The sequence below is a fragment of the Chitinimonas prasina genome (assembly GCF_030160395.1).
GTDB classification, from domain to species: domain Bacteria; phylum Pseudomonadota; class Gammaproteobacteria; order Burkholderiales; family Chitinimonadaceae; genus Chitinimonas; species Chitinimonas prasina.
Window position 1 is genome coordinate 254,695 of sequence record NZ_BSOG01000003.1, and the last position, 17,597, is coordinate 272,291.

Below are 17,597 nucleotides of genomic sequence, written 5' to 3' on the forward strand. Positions count from 1 at the left end.
CACTAAGCAATGCATGTGCCAATATCTATAGTCCAGCTTGAGCCGCTTGTCAGCTTGCTGTTGGCATATTAATACTTGCTGATGTTGTGATTTCAACAGTCCCTGTCGGCGTATCGTCGGAGCGTGAATGTATTTTGATTGGCTGACTGTTCTGTCGCGCAAGCTGCTGGCACCCGAGGTGCGCTTGCGCTGGCTGCCCTTGCTCCTGGTGTGGCTGTTGTTCCTGGTGGCCTGGCTGCCGCAGGGGCATGCCGCTTTGCGCTTGTTGCTGCTGGCGCAATTGGGCCTGCTCTTGTTGTGGCAACCGGTGTATGCGCCCCAGCGGGACATGAACGCCTGGGGTCTGGCGGGAATGGCGCTGGCGGCGCTGGCCCTGGCGATGTTTGCGGGGCCGGCATTGCTGTTGGGTTGGGCGGCGCTGGTGGCGGCGCTGGTGGGAGGGCGGGCGGCAGGAATGTCGGCACCTGGCCTGCGCCGGTTGCATCTGGGTCTGGCCTTACTGGTGCTGCTCTTGCTCTGGCTGCAGTTGTTGCCGGCCGCGCTGTTGCAGGCGCCGCCCTGGCCGCGGGCGGTGTCCTATTTGTTGCCGGCAGGCTTGCTGTTGTTGGCCGTGTGGCCCATACCGGCGGCTGAGCCGCCGCAGGCACAGCCGCTGGATTTTCTCTACAGCCTGCTGCTGCTTTTGCTGACCCTATTGGTCTCGCTGGGCACTGCGGCCTTGGTGCGCGGCTGGCAGTACCAGTATGTGGCTGCCCTGGCCACCATGCTGGTGGCGACCGGCGGTCTGCTGGCGGCCCTGGCCTTGCTGTGGAACCCGCTGGGGGGCTTTGCGGGCATAGGGGCTTTGTTCTCGGCCCAGCTGTTTCAGCTGGGCTCACCTTTTGAGCTGTGGTCGGCACGGGTAACGGCGCACTATGGCCGCGAGACGGATGCTGAGGTATTCCTGCAGGCGGCTTTGAGGGAGCTGCTGATGCTGCCCTGGGTGGCGGGCGGGCATTGGCTCGGGCCGGGTGGGGAGGGGGAATTTGGTGTCAGACGTGGGGCGGGTGTCTCGCTGAAAGCCGGGGATTTGCAGCTGGTGCTGAGCACGCGTGGGGCGATCACCACGGCGCACAGATTGCAGTTGCAGCTGGCGGTGCGCCTGCTGGAGCAGCTCTATCTGGCCAAGCAGCGCGAGGCCAGGCTGGCGGAGCACGTTTATATAGAGGCGGTGTACGAGACGGGGGCGCGCCTGACCCACGACATCAAGAACCTGCTGCAGGCCTTGCAGGGGCTGATAGGCGCGGCCCAGATCAGCACTGACCCGCATAGGTTGGCCAGCTTGTATGCCAGGCAGTTGCCGGAGATAGGGCGGCGGTTGGAGGTGACGTTGGGGAAGTTGAGTGCGCCTTTGGGGGGCGTTGAGGATGTGATTCTCCTGCCCGCGCAAGACTGGTGGGAGCGCGTTGCCATACGCTACGCCAACTCGGGGATTGCGCTTGCTCCTCTTGCGCCTGGTTGCCCATTAATCGATGTCGCCCTCTATGACTGCGTGATCGACAATTTGCTACAGAACGCCATGAACAAGCGAGCCATGGCTGGAGAGCTGGTGTTGCGGGCGGGGCTGGACGCCAGTGGGCGGCTGTGGGTGGAGGATGATGGCATGGCGGTTGATGCGGCTCTGGCTGAGCGCTTGCTGTTGGCACCTGTTGAATCCAATACGGGCTTTGGCTTGGGGCTCTATCAGGCCGCAAGCCTGGCAAAGGCAAGGGGGGGGCGGTTGCAATTGGTGGAGAATCAGCCCGGAAAGGTGCGGTTCGAACTGCAGCCGGGTGTTTAGGGAATGGCGCCGGCCTCGGTCATTCGGCTGAGCAGAATGCCTAAAGGCAGCCAGTTGACAATATCGTCGAATGCAAATGGGATGGTGGGAGGATTGGCGTCTTGTGGCTGGTGCATGATGAAACGGCACGCGGCTGGGCAGGCTGCATCGGCAGTATCCGTAAGGTTGCGCCCATTCGCATTGTCGCGCTCGTCTGAGGTGGCCGGCGTGGCTGCATTGAGCGTGAAGTGGCTATTTCTGGCGCCTAGTGCGTTGCGCCCGTGCATGACCCATACGGCAGGTACGTCCTGAGCAAGTGGCGTGGTGCAGGGCTGGTCCGCGCAGACTTGCAGTGGATTGGCGGCGGTGGTCGCCAGGGTAATCGGGGTGTTGGCGTTGGAGAACTCCGGTGCGACACGATAGCGAACCCGGCTTCCCCATGGGTCGGCCTGATTGACGCCTAGAGTGGCGCTGGGCAGCCAACCCTCTTGGCTGGGGCAGGCGCCCGTGGCCGGTGCGCGTGGCTCTTCCAGGGCATCGCCGTTGGTGTCGGGACAGGGTAGATACTCCTGGCGCAGGGCATAGCCTACTAGGGCGGCGCTGATGTTGTCCGATTGGGTGCGCGCTTCGCTGAGCCTTGCGTTTTCGAGTTGGGTCGGCAGCCCTATCAGCATGCCGCCCAGCACCAGGGCCACGATAACCAGTACCGTGGCTGCCTCAGCCAAGGTGAAGCCTGACTGGAGGGTGCGCAGTGCGTTGCGGTTCAGCTGCATTGTTGAGGTTCCAGTGGCGTGACTGTAGTGAGTTGGCCTGCATTATCCCAGTGCAATTGAATCTGGTAGCAGTGGGTAAGCCGTAGACGGACGTCGGGTGCGACGGAGGTGGAGTCATATGTGATTTCGTCGAACCAGGCTCCGCTGGCAAGCCAGGTCGGTAGGCCGGTAAGACCGGCCTTGCTGCTGGGGTAGCTGCCACTGGTGGCGGCATGGTTGCTCATGCTCAGATTGATCTGCCTGTAAGCTTCGCGGGCCATGCCTTCCAGAATGTCGGCCCGACTGATGGTGGCGAGTCGATCATTGAAAACCGGGCTGGTACTTGCACTGATCAGAAAACTGTCTGGCGGCGTATCTGCATTGCTGGGATTACCAGTGCATCCAGTCGGTGTGCCCGTCAAGCCCTCCATATACTGGCTTGCACTTGCTGTGCTGCTGCGACTGGTTTGGCTTGGGAGCGCGGGGCCTGGGGCAATGATGATGGCGGCGAGGCTTGTGGTCGCTGGCTGGTTGGTGTTGCACTGTGTGAGTAAATGGGTTGGCGTCGTGTCGAATAAGGGGAAGCCTGTGGCAACGTACCAAAGTTCGCTATCTGTTGTTCCTGCTTTGCCGAGGCCTATGCCAGCGTAGTCCAACCTGCCGAGCTGTATTGTGTCGGTTGCGGCCAGTGCTGTCGGTAACCTGGCATCGGCAACTGGGGCATTGAGTAGACTGTTCTGTATGTGCCCGAGCAGGGCTTGTCTGGCTTGATTCAAGTGGCTTGGGCTGGATTCGGCGTGCAACAGCGCGCTGGGTTGGCTGTTCAGCTTACTGACCAGCAGGCTCAGCATTCCCATCGCAACCAGCAAAAAGAAGATAAGCAGGGCATTCCCCCGCTGTTTGCGTGGTGGGCGGGCCTTGGAGTTTGCTTTGTTTTGCATGATAAGGCTCATAAGCAATGTTGATGCCTAACAACCACTTAGCGAAATTGTGAGATTTTTTTGCACGAAGTGTTTGACAGGGTGCTAAAGCATCACCATAATGCGCCGCTCATTCAGGAGGGGTTCCCGAGCGGTCAAAGGGATCAGACTGTAAATCTGACGGCTCTGCCTTCGAAGGTTCGAATCCTTCCCCCTCCACCAGAATTCAGAAGTAGGTAGCGTCGCGGTGTGAAGTGCTCCGCGTGGCAAGTGGGTTTAGAGGTCTTGTCGAGCGGGTGTAGCTCAATGGTAGAGCAGAAGCCTTCCAAGCTTACGACGAGGGTTCGATTCCCTTCACCCGCTCCATCTGTTTTGTGTGGAATGCCCATGTAGCTCAGGGGTAGAGCACTCCCTTGGTAAGGGAGAGGTCGGCAGTTCGAATCTGCCCATGGGCACCATCGCTTGATACGTTTCTATTCGCAATCAAGGACTCCAAAATGGCAAAAGAGAAATTCGAGCGGACTAAGCCGCACGTAAACGTTGGCACCATCGGTCACGTTGACCACGGCAAGACCACGCTGACCGCCGCGATCACCACGATCCTGTCGAAGAAGTTCGGCGGCGAAGCCAAGGGCTACGACCAGATCGACAGCGCGCCTGAAGAAAAGGCCCGCGGTATCACCATCAACACCGCGCACGTCGAGTACGAAACCGAAAACCGCCACTACGCTCACGTTGACTGCCCCGGCCACGCCGACTACGTCAAGAACATGATCACCGGTGCAGCCCAGATGGACGGCGCTATCCTGGTGGTGTCCTCGGCTGACGGCCCCATGCCGCAGACCCGCGAGCACATCCTGCTGGCCCGTCAGGTTGGCGTGCCTTACATCATTGTGTTCATGAACAAGGCCGACATGGTCGACGACGCCGAGCTGCTCGAGCTGGTCGAAATGGAAGTCCGTGAACTCCTGAGCAAGTACGACTTCCCTGGCGACGACCTGCCCATCATCAAGGGTTCGGCACTGAAGGCCCTGGAAGGCGACCAGTCGGAAATCGGCGAACCCGCCATCTTCCGTCTGGCTGAAGCCCTGGACAGCTACATCCCCACTCCTGAGCGTGCCATCGACGGCGCCTTCCTGATGCCCGTGGAAGACGTGTTCTCGATCTCTGGTCGCGGCACCGTGGTGACTGGTCGTGTTGAGCGCGGCATCGTCAAGGTCGGCGAAGAAATCGAAATCGTCGGTATCAAGCCCACCGTCAAGACCACCTGTACCGGCGTGGAAATGTTCCGCAAGCTGCTGGACCAAGGTCAGGCTGGCGACAACATCGGCGCGCTGCTGCGTGGTACCAAGCGTGAAGACGTCGAGCGTGGCCAAGTTCTGGCCAAGCCGGGTTCGATCACCCCGCACACCAAGTTCTCCGGTTCGGTCTACGTGCTGAGCAAGGATGAAGGCGGCCGTCACACCCCGTTCTTCAATGGCTATCGCCCGCAGTTCTACTTCCGTACCACCGACGTGACCGGTGCGGTTGAGCTGCCAGCTGGCACCGAAATGGTGATGCCAGGCGACAACGTTGAAGTGGTTGTGGCCCTGATCGCTCCGATCGCCATGGAACAAGGTCTGCGCTTCGCTATCCGCGAAGGCGGCCGTACCGTTGGCGCCGGCGTTGTTGCCAAGATCATCGAGTAATAAAGAGTTTCAAGTTGTAGGCGTGGCTTAGGCTGCGCTTGCGACTTTGCAGGCGAGTAGCTCAATTGGCAGAGCACCGGTCTCCAAAACCGGGGGTTGGGGGTTCGAGACCCTCCTCGCCTGCCACCTAACAAGTGGTTGTGTTAAATATCTAAGAGAGCCGTTTTCCGACTGGAAAGCGGCTGTCTTTATTTTCGGGCAAAAGCCGACGCATGGAAAAAGTAGACAAATTGAAGTTGTTCGCCGCCTTGGCGCTGGTGGCTGCCGGTATCGCCGGTTACTACCTGTTGCCGGCCGATCAGCAAGCACTGCGCGTGGTGTCTGTGTTGGCGGGTGTGCTGTTTGCCGTGACGGTGGTGTGGTTTTCCGTGCCTGGCCGTGACTTTGTCGATTACGCCCGTGATTCCGTCAAGGAAGCCGAGAAGGTCGTCTGGCCTTCCAAGAAGGAAGTCTGGCAAATGACCGGCGCGGTCTTTGTCTTTACCGTGGTGTTGTCGTTGTTCATGTGGCTGGTTGATTCCGGTCTGAGCTGGCTGCTCTACGACCTCTTGTTGAAGCGCGGCGGCTGATTTATTCCCCGGAGAATGCTTGATGGCGATGCGTTGGTATGTGGTTCATGCCTACTCGGGTTTCGAGAAGAGTGTGATGAAGGCACTCAGGGAGCGTATTGATCGTTCCGATATGCAACATCTGTTCGGCCAGATTCTGGTTCCGGTCGAAGAGGTGATGGAGATTCGCAACGGTACCAAGGCGCTGACTGAGCGCAAGTTCTTCCCTGGCTATGTGCTGGTGGAGATGGAAATGACTGACGAGACCTGGCACTTGGTGAAGAATACGCCCAAGGTGACCGGCTTTATCGGTGGTTCGGGCATGCGTCCCACCCCGATCTCGGTCAAGGAAGTCGAAAGCATCATGGCCCAGATGCAGGAAGGCGTGGAGAAACCCAAGCCCAAGGTCCTGTTCGATGTGGGTCAGGTGTTGCGTGTTACCGAGGGTCCGTTCGCGGACTTCAATGCGACCGTGGAAGAAGTCAACTACGACAAGAGCAAGCTCAAGGTGTCGGTGTTGATATTTGGTCGTGCTACTCCGGTAGAAGTTGATTTCTCGCAGGTCGAAAAGGTTTAAACTCTCGGGTTCTGCCTTTCGGGCTGTTTTAGTGCCTGGCGCAAGCCGGGTTTTGTCAAGGGGAGCGGGTTCGCCTGCGTTTGTACCCATTTTAGGAGCATACCGTGGCTAAGAAGATTATCGGCTACATCAAGCTGCAGGTGCCGGCTGGCAAGGCTAACCCCTCGCCACCCATCGGCCCGGCACTCGGCCAGCGCGGCCTGAACATCATGGAATTCTGTAAGGCGTTCAATGCCCAGACCCAAGGCGTTGAGCCTGGTCTGCCGATTCCTGTGGTGATCACTGCTTTTGCGGACAAGTCCTTCACCTTCGTGATGAAGACCCCGCCGGCCACCATCCTGATCAAGAAGGCTGTTGGTATCACCAAGGGCAGCTCCAAGCCCCATACCGACAAGGTTGGCACCATCACCCGCGCTCAGCTGGAAGATATTGCCAAGACCAAGACTCCCGATCTGACCGCTGCTGACCTGGACGCCGCTGTGCGTACCATCGCTGGCTCCGCTCGTTCGATGGGCCTGAATGTGGAGGGTGTGTAAATGGCTAAGGTTTCCAAGCGCGTCGCAGCCCTGAAGGCCAAGATCGACCGTAACAAGCTGTACGCTATCGACGAGGCACTGTCGCTGGTCAAGGAAGGCGCCACCGCCAAGTTCGGTGAGTCGGTTGATGTTGCCATCAACCTGGGCGTGGATGCTCGTAAGTCGGACCAGGTTGTGCGTGGTTCGGTCGTGCTGCCCAAGGGCACCGGCAAGAGCGTTCGCGTTGCCGTGTTCGCCCAGGGTGCCAATGCCGAAGCCGCCAAGGGCGCCGGTGCTGACATCGTTGGTTTCGAAGACCTGGCAGAGCAGATCAAGGGCGGCATGATGGACTTCGACGTGGTGATCGCCACGCCGGACGCCATGCGTATCGTCGGTCAGCTGGGTACCATCCTCGGCCCACGTGGCCTGATGCCTAACCCCAAGGTGGGTACCGTGACCCCGAACGCAGCCGAGGCCGTGAAGAACGCCAAGGCCGGTCAGGTTCAGTACCGTACCGACAAGAACGGTATCATCCACAGCACCATCGGCCGCGCCAGCTTTGACGCTGCTGATCTGAAGACCAACCTGACCGCGCTGATCGACGCCCTGCAAAAGGCCAAGCCAGCATCGTCCAAGGGTGTGTACTTCAAGAAGATCGCCGTCTCCAGCACCATGGGTGCCGGTGTACGCGTTGATGCTGCTACCGTTCTGGCTGCATAAGTTTTAGTAGTACCGGGGTGCGGCGCGAGTCGCACCTTAATCGGACTTTGGGCCGCAATGTTCGCAAGAGCTGCGCGGATTATCAAAGACCGTAGGGGCTGGCAGTGCTTTGTGCTGCTGTCTTAATCGGCAAGCGATACGGGATGAGCAATTGTCCGCGTCGCCCCGCCCTACGCAGATGGTGTACCCAAGAACAGGATTTCCCTCCCGTCGCCTATCTGGCGTCGGTTAGTTCTCCTGATGATTGGTCGCCATTTCTTTAGGCTCCATCCCCGTTGTGGGGAAGGATTTTCCAGGAGGGTAGACCTTGAGTCTCAATCTCGACGATAAAAAGGCTGTAGTGGCTGAGATCTCGGCAGAAGTTGCCAAGGCTCAAGCCATCGTGGTGGCCGAATATCGTGGCATCCAGGTCAGCGCCATGACCAAGCTGCGTGCTGAAGCACGCGCCAAGGGCGTTTACCTGCGCGTGTTGAAAAACACGCTGGCACGCCGCGCTGTTGCCGACACCGCATTTGCCGATCTGGCCAACCACATGGCTGGCCCGCTGGTGTACGGCATTTCTGCCGACCCGGTGGCTGCTGCCAAAGTGCTGGCTGACTTTGCCAAGACCAACGACAAGATCGTGGTCAAGGCTGGCTCCTTCGACGGCAAGACGCTGAACGCCGCTGAAGTTGGCCAACTTGCTTCCATTCCGAGCCGCGAAGAGCTGCTGTCCAAGCTGCTCTACGTTATGCAAGCTCCGGTTGCCGGCTTTGCCCGCGGCCTGGCTGCACTGGCAGAGAAAAAGCAAGGTGGTGCAGCTCCGGCCGAAGTGGCCGCCGAAGCACCTGCCGAAGCCGCCTGATCGCGCGCTACACGTTTTAGATCTCACGACTTATCTGTATTCAGGAGTAATTAAACATGGCTCTGACCAAAGAAGACATCCTCGACGCCGTTGCTGGCCTGACCGTTCTGGAACTGAATGACCTGGTGAAGGCATTCGAAGAGAAGTTCGGCGTTTCCGCTGCTGCTGTTGCTGTTGCTGGCCCTGCCGGCCCTGCCGCTGCAGTTGAAGAAAAGACCGAATTCGACGTTATCCTGACCGGCGCTGGCGCCAACAAGGTTGGCGTGATCAAGGTTGTGCGCGAACTGACCGGCCTCGGCCTGAAGGAAGCCAAGGACCTGGTCGACGGCGCTCCCAAGACTGTCAAGGAAGCCGCTGCCAAGGCTGATGCTGAAGCCATGGTCAAGAAGCTCATCGAAGCTGGTGCTACCGCTGAGATGAAGTAAGTCTCCCCAGGGGACTTGCTAAAGGCTGGCGATTTCGGTCGCCAGCCTTCTTGCGCTTGTGGGAATTCGCTGTACCGACTGTACTGATTGTGCGTTGCCAAACCGGAAATCCTGCCCATTGCGGGTTTTGTGGTTTGGTTTTAGCGCCCCAACTCGACCGGAGACTCTATGAGTTACTCGTTCACTGAGAAGAAACGCATTCGTAAAAGTTTTGCGAAGCGGGCGAACGTTCTGGACGTTCCTTATCTGCTCGCCACCCAAATCGACTCCTATACAGAGTTTCTTCAACTGGGCGTTCCCATGGAGCAGCGCCGCACCAGTGGCCTGCAGGCAGCATTTGCCTCGATCTTCCCGATCACCAGCCATAACGGCTATGCCAAGCTCGATTTCGTCAGCTACCAGCTGGGCGAACCGCCGTTCGACGTGGTCGAGTGCCAGCAGCGCGGCATCACTTTCGCCGCACCGCTGCGCGCGCGAGTACGTTTGACTATCTTTGATCGCGAGTCGTCCAAGCCCGTGGTCAAGGAAGCCAAGGAGCAGGAAGTCTACATGGGCGAGATTCCGCTCATGACCAGCAATGGCTCCTTCGTCATCAACGGCACCGAGCGTGTCATCGTGTCGCAGCTGCATCGCTCGCCCGGCGTGTTCTTCGAGCACGACAAGGGCAAGACGCACTCGTCCGGCAAGCTGTTGTTCTCCGCTCGTATCATCCCCTACCGTGGTTCCTGGCTGGACTTCGAGTTCGACCCCAAGGATCTGCTGTACTTCCGTATCGACCGTCGCCGCAAGATGCCGGTGACCATCCTGATGCGGGCGCTGGGTTACAACAACGAACAGATTCTGGCGGACTGCTACGACTTCGACACGGTACGCCTGTCGAAGAAGGGCGTGTTCCTGGAAGTGGTGGCCGATCGCCTCAAGGGCGAAGTGGCCAAGTTCGACATCGTTGCCGGCGACGGCAAGGTGCTGGTCCAGAAGGACAAGCGCATTACCGCCAAGCATATCCGCGATCTGCAGACTGCTGGCGTGACCGAACTCGAGATTCCGACCGACAACCTGGTTGGCCGTGTACTTGGCGCCAATGTGGTGAATCCGGATACCGGTGAGATCGTGGCGCGCGCCAACGAGGAGATCACTGAGGATCTGCTGATCAAGTTTGAATCGGCCGGTGTGACCTCGATCAAGCTGCTGTACATCAACGACCTGGATCAGGGCGCTTACATTTCGAACACCTTGCGTCTGGACGAAACGCCGGATCGCCAGGCTGCCCGCGTGGCCATCTACCGCATGATGCGCCCAGGCGAGCCGCCCACCGAAGATGCAGTGGAAGCGCTGTTCAACGGTCTGTTCTTCTCGGAAGATCGCTACGATCTGTCGGCCGTGGGCCGCATGAAGTTCAACCGCCGCGCCTACCCCGACCGTCTCGATGAGAAGGCGCCGGGCTGGCAGAAGCGTTTCTACGAGCGCGTGGGCCCGCAGGGCACTACTGGTTCGGGCGTGCTGAACACCGACGACATCGTCGCCGTGATCGGCATTCTGCTGGAACTGCGCAACGGCCGTGGCGAAGTGGACGATATCGATCACTTGGGTAACCGTCGCGTCCGTTCGGTGGGTGAGCTGGCCGAGAACCAGTTCCGCGCCGGTCTGGTGCGGGTTGAGCGTGCCGTGAAGGAACGCCTGGGCCAGGCCGAGAGCGACAACCTGATGCCGCACGACCTGATCAATGCCAAGCCGGTCAGTGCTGCCATCAAGGAATTCTTCGGCTCCTCGCAGCTGTCGCAGTTCATGGACCAGACCAACCCGCTGTCGGAAATCACCCACAAGCGCCGTGTATCGGCTCTTGGACCGGGCGGTCTGACCCGCGAGCGCGCTGGCTTTGAAGTCCGTGACGTGCATCCGACCCACTATGGCCGCGTCTGTCCGATTGAGACACCGGAAGGCCCGAACATTGGTCTGATCAACTCGCTGGCCATCTATGCCCGCACCAATGAGTACGGTTTCCTGGAAACCCCGTACCGCAAGGTGGTGGACAACAAGGTGACTGACGAGATCGAATACCTGTCTGCCATTGAGGAAGGCAAGTATGTGATCGCCCAGGCCAACGCCAAGCTGGACGACAGCACTGGCGAACTGATCGACGAGTTGGTGACCTGCCGTGAGCATGGCGAAACCATCGTGGCCCGGCCCGAGCGCGTCCAGTATATGGATGTGGCGCCTAGCCAGATCGTATCGGTCGCTGCCTCGCTGATTCCCTTCCTGGAGCACGATGACGCCAACCGTGCCTTGATGGGTGCCAACATGCAACGCCAGGCTGTGCCTTGCGTGCGTGCGCAGAAGCCGCTGGTGGGTACCGGTATCGAGCGCACCTGTGCGGTCGACTCGGGTACGGCTGTGAAGGCGCTGCGTGGTGGCCGTGTCGACTATGTCGATGCCAACCGCGTGGTGATCCGGGTCAATGATGATGAAACCAGCGCCGGCGAAGTCGGTGTGGACATCTACAACCTGACCAAGTACACCCGTTCCAACCAGAACACCAATATCAACCAGCGTCCCATCGTACAAGTGGGCGACCAGATCTCTGCCCTGGACGTGATCGCCGACGGCGCCTCCACCGACCTGGGTGAGTTGGCGCTGGGCCAGAACCTGCTGGTGGCCTTCATGCCATGGAACGGCTTCAACTACGAAGATTCGATCCTGATCAGCGAGAAGGTGGTGGCCGATGACCGCTACACCTCCATCCATATCGAGGAACTGTCGGTTGTTGCCCGCGACACCAAGCTGGGACCGGAAGAAATCACCCGCGATATCTCCAACCTGAGCGAGCGCATGCTGGGCCGCCTGGATGAGGCTGGTATCGTCTACATCGGCGCCGAAGTGGAAGCCGGTGACGTGCTGGTCGGTAAGGTGACGCCTAAGGGCGAAACCCAGCTGACGCCAGAAGAGAAGCTGCTGCGCGCCATCTTCGGTGAGAAGGCCAGCGACGTGAAGGACACCTCGCTGCGCGTGCCCTCGGGCATGAGCGGTACCGTCATTGACGTGCAGGTGTTCACCCGCGAAGGCATAGACCGCGACAAGCGCGCTCAGGGCATCATTGACGATGAGCTGAAGCGTTTCCGCCTGGACCTGAACGACCAGCTGCGTATTCTGGAAAACGATGCCTTCGAGCGTCTGGAGCGCTTGCTGGTCGGCAAGAAGGTCAATGGCGGTCCGAAGCGCATTGCCAAGGGCACTGAGCTGACCCGCGAATACCTGGCGGACCTGACTCGCCACGATTGGTTTGATATCCGTCTGTCGGACGAGGATGTGGCCAAGCAGCTGGAGCTGATGAAGGACAACCTGTCGCAGAAGCGCGCTGAGTTCGATCTGCGCTTTGAGGACAAGAAGCGCAAGCTGACCCAGGGCGATGAACTGCCACCTGGCGTGCAGAAGATGGTCAAGGTCTATGTGGCCGTGAAGCGTCGCCTGCAACCTGGTGACAAGATGGCCGGTCGTCACGGTAACAAGGGTGTGGTGTCCAAGATCCTGCCGATCGAGGATCTGCCGCACATGGCTGACGGTACGCCGGTCGACATCGTGCTGAACCCGCTGGGCGTGCCTTCGCGTATGAACGTGGGTCAGATTCTGGAAGTCCACCTGGGTTGGGCTGCCAAGGGTCTGGGCAAGCGCATAGACCGCATGCTGGCGGAAGAGTCGAGCAAGGCTGCCAAGAAGGCCGGCGAGGTGCGCAAGTTCCTCGAAGAGGTCTACAACAGCCGTGGCAAGCCGGAAGACCTGGGCAGCATGAGCGACGAGGAAATCCTGGAGCTGGCCGACAACCTGCGCGATGGCGTGCCGTTTGCCACCCCGGTGTTCGACGGCGCCAAGGAAGAGGACCTGATGGCCATGTTGCAACTGGCTTATCCGGCCGAATCCGAGCATACCCAGCGCCTGGGCTTCAATGACACCCGTACCCAGCTCAAGCTGTATGACGGCCGTACTGGTGAAGCGTTCGAGCGTCGCGTGACCGTGGGTTACATGCACGTGCTGAAGCTGCATCACTTGGTTGACGACAAGATGCACGCCCGTTCCACCGGCCCGTACTCCCTGGTTACCCAGCAGCCGCTGGGTGGTAAGGCGCAGTTCGGTGGTCAGCGTTTCGGTGAGATGGAAGTGTGGGCACTGGAAGCCTATGGTGCGTCCTACACGCTGCAGGAAATGTTGACGGTGAAGTCCGATGATGTGAATGGCCGTACCAAGGTCTATGAAAACATCGTCAAGGGCGATCACAAGATCGACGCCGGCATGCCGGAATCCTTCAATGTGCTGGTGAAGGAAATCCGCTCGCTGGGTATCGACATCGATCTGGAACGGTACTAAGTCAGATGGCGCGCGGGGTGAGGCGGTGAGGCCGCACCCCGTTGGCGCCGAAAGAGTGTCGCGCAGTGGCGCGGCGCTTGGCAGGGCCTCACTCGTGAAACGAGGATAAAGACATGAAAGCTTTGCTCGACTTGTTCAAGCAGGTGACCCAGGAAGAAGAATTCGATGCCATCCGCATCGGCCTGGCCTCGCCCGACAAGATCCGTTCGTGGTCGTACGGTGAAGTCAAGAAGCCTGAAACCATTAACTACCGTACCTTCAAGCCTGAGCGCGATGGCCTGTTCTGTGCCCGCATCTTCGGGCCGGTCAAGGACTACGAGTGCCTGTGCGGCAAGTACAAGCGCCTCAAGCATCGTGGCGTGATCTGCGAGAAGTGCGGCGTTGAAGTCACGCTCAGCAAGGTGCGCCGTGAGCGCATGGGCCATATTGAACTGGCTTCGCCGGTTGCCCATATCTGGTTCCTGAAGTCCCTGCCCAGCCGTTTGGGCATGGTGCTGGACATCACGCTGCGTGATATCGAGCGGGTGCTGTATTTCGAAGGCTTTATCGTCATCGAACCGGGCATGACGCCGTTGCAACGCGGCCAGCTGCTGTCGGAAGACGACTACCTGGCCAAGGTGGAAGAATACGGCGATGAGTTTGTCGCGTTGATGGGTGCCGAAGCGGTGCGCGAACTGCTGCGCACGCTGGACATCAACAACGAGATGGAAACCCTGCGGCACGATCTGCAGAACACCGGTTCCGAAGCCAAGATCAAGAAGATCGCCAAGCGCCTGAAGGTGCTGGAAGCCTTCCAGAAATCGGGCATCAAGCCTGAGTGGATGATCATGGAAGTGCTGCCGGTGCTGCCGCCGGAACTGCGTCCGCTGGTCCCGCTGGATGGCGGCCGTTTCGCCACCTCCGACCTGAATGACCTGTATCGTCGCGTCATCAACCGTAACAACCGTCTCAAGCGTCTTTTGGAGCTGAAGGCCCCTGAAATCATCGTGCGCAACGAAAAGCGCATGCTGCAGGAAGCCGTCGATTCGCTGCTGGACAACGGTCGTCGCGGTAAGGCCATGACTGGCGCCAACAAGCGTCCGTTGAAGTCGCTGGCTGACATGATCAAGGGTAAGGGCGGTCGCTTCCGTCAGAACTTGCTGGGTAAGCGCGTCGACTACTCGGGCCGTTCGGTCATCGTGGTGGGCCCGACCCTCAAGCTGCATCAGTGCGGCCTGCCCAAGAAGATGGCGCTGGAGCTGTTCAAACCTTTCATCTTCCACAAGCTGGAAGTGCTGGGCCTGGCTACCACCATCAAGGCGGCCAAGAAGCTGGTTGAGCAGGAAGTGCCGGAAGTCTGGGACATCCTGGAAGAAGTCATCCGCGAGCATCCGGTGCTGCTGAACCGTGCGCCTACGCTGCACCGCCTGGGTATCCAGGCGTTCGAGCCGGTGCTGATCGAAGGCAAGGCCATCCAGCTGCATCCGCTGGTCTGTACTGCCTTCAACGCCGACTTTGACGGTGACCAGATGGCTGTACACGTGCCGCTGTCGCTGGAAGCGCAGATGGAAGCCCGCACCCTGATGCTGGCCTCCAACAACGTGCTGTCGCCAGCGCACGGCGAGCCTATCATTGTGCCGTCGCAGGATATCGTGCTGGGTCTGTACTACATGACCCGCGAACGTATCAATGGTGTGGGCGAAGGCCTGCGCTTCGCTGATCTGGAAGAGCTGCTGCGAGCCTACGAAACCCGTCAGGCCGAGCTGAATGCCCGCATCAGCGTGCGCCTGAAGGACTGGTACAAGGACGAGAGCGGCGAATGGCAATACAAGCTGGTGCGTCGCGAGACCACCGTTGGCCGCGCCATCCTGTCGGAGATCCTGCCCAAGGGCCTGCCTTTCGAGAACGTCAACAAGGCGCTCAAGAAGAAGGAAATCTCCAAGCTGATCAACGCTTCCTTCCGTCGTGTCGGCCTGCGTGAGACGGTCATCCTGGCTGACCGCCTGATGTACACCGGTTTCACCTATTCGACCCGCGCTGGTCTGTCCATCTGTGTGGACGACATGCTGGTGCCGGCCGAGAAGGCGACGCTGCTGGCCGAGGCCGAGCGTGAAGTGAAGGAAATCGAAGCCCAGTACACCTCGGGTCTGGTGACCCAGGGCGAGCGCTACAACAAGGTAGTGGATATCTGGGGCCGCTGTGGCGACCAGGTTGCCAAGACCATGATGGCCCACCTGGGTAAGGAAAAGACGGTAGACCGCGAAGGCAAGACGGTAGACCAGGAATCGTTCAACTCCATCTACATGATGGCCGACTCCGGTGCACGGGGCTCGGTGGCGCAGATTCGCCAGTTGGCAGGTATGCGGGGCCTGATGGCCAAGCCGGATGGCTCGATCATCGAGACGCCGATTACCACCAACTTCCGTGAAGGCCTGACGGTTCTGCAGTACTTCATCTCGACTCACGGTGCCCGTAAGGGTCTGGCCGATACCGCGCTGAAGACCGCCAACTCGGGTTACCTGACCCGTCGTCTGGTCGATGTGACGCAGGATCTGGTGGTGACCGAGGACAACTGCGGTACCAAGAACGGTGTGGCCATGAAGGCCGTGGTGCAGGGCGGTGACGTGATCGAAGCCTTGCGCGACCGTATCCTGGGCCGTGTGGCTGCCATCGACGTGATCGATCCGGCTACCCAGGAAACCGTGTACGAAGCCGGTACCCTGTTGACCGAAGATATCGTGGAGCGCATCGAAGCCCTCAGCATCGATGAAGTGAAGGTGCGTACCCCGCTGACCTGCGAAACCCGCTACGGTCTGTGTGCGCAGTGCTATGGCCGCGATCTGGGCCGTGGTCAGCGCGTCAACGTGGGTGAGGCTGTCGGTGTGATCGCGGCGCAGTCCATTGGTGAGCCGGGTACCCAGCTGACCATGCGTACCTTCCACATTGGTGGTGCCGCTTCGCGTGCTGCGTCGGCCAGCCAGGTGGAGACCAAGTCCAATGGTAAGGTCGGCTTCGCTGGTACCATGCGTTACGTCACCAACACCAAGGGCGAGCAGATCGTCATTACCCGTTCGGGTGAGGTGGTGGTGTTCGACGATGCTGGCCGTGAGCGTGAGCGTCACAAGGTGCCATACGGCGCGACCCTGATGGTCAACGATGCACAGTCCATCAAGGCTGGTGCGGTGCTGGCGACCTGGGATCCGCATACTCGCCCCATCATTACCGAGTACGCCGGTCAGGTGCGCTTCGAGAACGTCGAAGAAGGCGTGACCGTGGCCAAGCAGATCGATGAAGTGACCGGTCTGTCCACCCTGGTGGCGATTGATCCCAAGCGCAAGGCTGGCGCGACCAAGAGCGTCCGCCCGCAGATCAAGCTGCTGGACGAGCATGGCGTGGAAGTGAAGCTGGCGGGTTCCGATGCAGCCGTGAACATCACCTTCCAGGTTGGCGCCATCATTACCGTGAAGGATGGCCAGCAGGTGGGTGTGGGTGAAGTGCTGGCCCGTATCCCGCAGGAATCGGTAAAGACCCGCGACATTACCGGTGGTCTGCCGCGTGTGGCCGAGCTGTTCGAAGCCCGTTCGCCCAAGGATGCCGGCATGCTGGCAGAAGTGACCGGTACCTCGTCGTTCGGCAAGGACACCAAGGGCAAGCAGCGTCTGATCATCACCGATCTGGACGGCACGCCGCACGAGTACCTGATTCCGAAGGACAAGCATGTGCTGGTCCACGACGGTCAGGTGGTGAACCGTGGCGAAACCATCGTGGACGGCCCGGCCGACCCGCACGACATCTTGCGCCTGCAGGGTATCGAGACACTGGCTCGCTACGTCACCGAAGAAGTGCAGGAAGTGTACCGTCTGCAGGGCGTGAAGATTAACGACAAGCACATCGAGGTGATCGTTCGCCAGATGCTGCGTCGTGTGGTGATCGCCGATGCAGGTGATTCCGACTTCATCATGGGTGAGCAGGTCGAGCGGGCTGAAGTGCTGGAGGCGAACGACAAGCTGATCGCCGCCAACAAGCAGCCGGCGATATTCGACAACATTCTGCTGGGTATCACCAAGGCCTCGCTGTCGACGGATTCCTTCATCTCGGCTGCTTCGTTCCAGGAAACCACGCGTGTCCTGACCGAAGCCGCCATCATGGGCAAGCGCGACGAACTGCGCGGCCTGAAGGAAAACGTGATTGTGGGTCGCCTGATACCAGGCGGTACGGGTCTTGCCTACCACAACAACCGTCGTCGTCAGAAGGCAGGGCAACTGCCCGGCATGACCGAAATGGTTGCTGCGGTTGTCGATGCAGAACCCAGCCAGGAAGAAGTCTGACCCGGTGGCTGCGCAAGCAGCCGCTGGTTGACGTATCGACAACCCTTCCGTCGGCCCTTCACTACAAAAGTGATGGGCGGCGGGAGGGTTTGTTGACATTAAGCGCTTGATTTACCTATAATCCGCGCTCTTTTGTGGGGGCGGCCC

General features: G+C 59.7%; 12 protein-coding genes and 4 tRNA genes. 14 read left to right on the forward strand and 2 right to left on the reverse strand.

What is annotated here, in order from left to right; translation table 11 throughout:
- Nucleotides 1-127 precede the first annotated feature (127 nt).
- On the forward strand, nucleotides 128-1,819 hold the full coding sequence (locus QQK16_RS14290; protein ID WP_284197158.1) for a sensor histidine kinase: 1,692 nt from the start codon (nucleotides 128-130) through the stop codon (nucleotides 1,817-1,819).
- Here the strand turns inward: QQK16_RS14290 and QQK16_RS14295 are convergent.
- Entirely contained in the window at nucleotides 1,816-2,571 is a 756-nt protein-coding gene (locus QQK16_RS14295; protein ID WP_284197159.1) for a type II secretion system protein, read from the reverse strand. The two genes, QQK16_RS14290 and QQK16_RS14295, sit on opposite strands and share 4 nt — an antisense overlap.
- Complete coding sequence (locus tag QQK16_RS14300; protein ID WP_284197160.1) at nucleotides 2,562-3,503, reverse strand: hypothetical protein; 942 nt, start codon at nucleotides 3,501-3,503, stop codon at nucleotides 2,562-2,564. Before QQK16_RS14300 ends, QQK16_RS14295 begins: the two co-directional genes overlap by 10 nt.
- Before the next feature lie 104 nt (nucleotides 3,504-3,607).
- Here QQK16_RS14300 and QQK16_RS14305 point away from each other — a divergent pair.
- From QQK16_RS14305 to rpoC, 13 genes are all read left to right on the forward strand, one after another.
- Nucleotides 3,608-3,692 (forward strand) — tRNA-Tyr (locus QQK16_RS14305).
- A gap of 70 nt (nucleotides 3,693-3,762) precedes the next feature.
- Nucleotides 3,763-3,836 (forward strand) — tRNA-Gly (locus QQK16_RS14310).
- 17 nt (nucleotides 3,837-3,853) lie between these two features.
- Nucleotides 3,854-3,928, forward strand: a tRNA-Thr gene (locus QQK16_RS14315).
- A gap of 39 nt (nucleotides 3,929-3,967) precedes the next feature.
- Nucleotides 3,968-5,158: an elongation factor Tu gene (gene tuf / locus QQK16_RS14320; protein WP_284197161.1), complete on the forward strand. Its 1,191-nt coding sequence runs from the start codon at nucleotides 3,968-3,970 to the stop codon at nucleotides 5,156-5,158.
- A gap of 50 nt (nucleotides 5,159-5,208) precedes the next feature.
- Nucleotides 5,209-5,284: transfer RNA gene (locus tag QQK16_RS14325), tRNA-Trp, on the forward strand.
- An 86-nt stretch (nucleotides 5,285-5,370) separates the two neighbouring features.
- On the forward strand, nucleotides 5,371-5,727 hold the full coding sequence (secE, locus tag QQK16_RS14330; protein ID WP_284197162.1) for a preprotein translocase subunit SecE: 357 nt from the start codon (nucleotides 5,371-5,373) through the stop codon (nucleotides 5,725-5,727).
- Nucleotides 5,728-5,749: 22 nt separating this feature from the next.
- Nucleotides 5,750-6,283: a transcription termination/antitermination protein NusG gene (gene nusG, locus QQK16_RS14335; protein ID WP_284197163.1), complete on the forward strand. Its 534-nt coding sequence runs from the start codon at nucleotides 5,750-5,752 to the stop codon at nucleotides 6,281-6,283.
- A 104-nt stretch (nucleotides 6,284-6,387) separates the two neighbouring features.
- Entirely contained in the window at nucleotides 6,388-6,819 is a 432-nt protein-coding gene (rplK, locus tag QQK16_RS14340; RefSeq protein WP_284197164.1) for a 50S ribosomal protein L11, read from the forward strand.
- The gene (gene rplA / locus QQK16_RS14345; RefSeq protein WP_284197165.1) at nucleotides 6,820-7,518 is read left to right on the forward strand and encodes a 50S ribosomal protein L1; all 699 of its coding nucleotides are present in this window, start codon (nucleotides 6,820-6,822) and stop codon (nucleotides 7,516-7,518) included.
- A gap of 307 nt (nucleotides 7,519-7,825) precedes the next feature.
- Nucleotides 7,826-8,362, forward strand: a complete 537-nt coding sequence (rplJ, locus tag QQK16_RS14350) for a 50S ribosomal protein L10 (protein ID WP_284197166.1) — start codon at nucleotides 7,826-7,828, stop codon at nucleotides 8,360-8,362.
- A gap of 56 nt (nucleotides 8,363-8,418) precedes the next feature.
- Nucleotides 8,419-8,787 carry a 50S ribosomal protein L7/L12 gene (gene rplL / locus QQK16_RS14355; protein WP_284197167.1) on the forward strand — a complete coding sequence of 123 codons (369 nt, stop codon included), beginning with the start codon at nucleotides 8,419-8,421 and terminating at the stop codon, nucleotides 8,785-8,787.
- A gap of 168 nt (nucleotides 8,788-8,955) precedes the next feature.
- Nucleotides 8,956-13,143 (forward strand): DNA-directed RNA polymerase subunit beta, encoded by a 4,188-nt coding sequence (gene rpoB / locus QQK16_RS14360; RefSeq protein ID WP_284197168.1) that lies wholly within the window; start codon nucleotides 8,956-8,958, stop codon nucleotides 13,141-13,143.
- A gap of 113 nt (nucleotides 13,144-13,256) precedes the next feature.
- Complete coding sequence (rpoC, locus tag QQK16_RS14365; RefSeq protein WP_284197169.1) at nucleotides 13,257-17,450, forward strand: DNA-directed RNA polymerase subunit beta'; 4,194 nt, start codon at nucleotides 13,257-13,259, stop codon at nucleotides 17,448-17,450.
- The last annotated feature ends 147 nt before the right edge of the window (nucleotides 17,451-17,597 follow it).

Bases quoted from the DNA above. Each gene is read 5' to 3' on its own strand.
- QQK16_RS14295 (WP_284197159.1), bottom strand. From the start codon at position 2,571: ATGCAGCTGAACCGCAACGCACTGCGCACCCTCCAGTCAGGCTTCACC.
- QQK16_RS14300 (WP_284197160.1), bottom strand. From the start codon at position 3,503: ATGAGCCTTATCATGCAAAACAAAGCAAACTCCAAGGCCCGCCCACCA.
- secE (WP_284197162.1), top strand. From the start codon at position 5,371: ATGGAAAAAGTAGACAAATTGAAGTTGTTCGCCGCCTTGGCGCTGGTG.
- tuf (WP_284197161.1), top strand. From the start codon at position 3,968: ATGGCAAAAGAGAAATTCGAGCGGACTAAGCCGCACGTAAACGTTGGC.
- rpoC (WP_284197169.1), top strand. From the start codon at position 13,257: ATGAAAGCTTTGCTCGACTTGTTCAAGCAGGTGACCCAGGAAGAAGAA.
- QQK16_RS14290 (WP_284197158.1), top strand. From the start codon at position 128: ATGTATTTTGATTGGCTGACTGTTCTGTCGCGCAAGCTGCTGGCACCC.
- nusG (WP_284197163.1), top strand. From the start codon at position 5,750: ATGGCGATGCGTTGGTATGTGGTTCATGCCTACTCGGGTTTCGAGAAG.
- rplL (WP_284197167.1), top strand. From the start codon at position 8,419: ATGGCTCTGACCAAAGAAGACATCCTCGACGCCGTTGCTGGCCTGACC.
- rplA (WP_284197165.1), top strand. From the start codon at position 6,820: ATGGCTAAGGTTTCCAAGCGCGTCGCAGCCCTGAAGGCCAAGATCGAC.
- rpoB (WP_284197168.1), top strand. From the start codon at position 8,956: ATGAGTTACTCGTTCACTGAGAAGAAACGCATTCGTAAAAGTTTTGCG.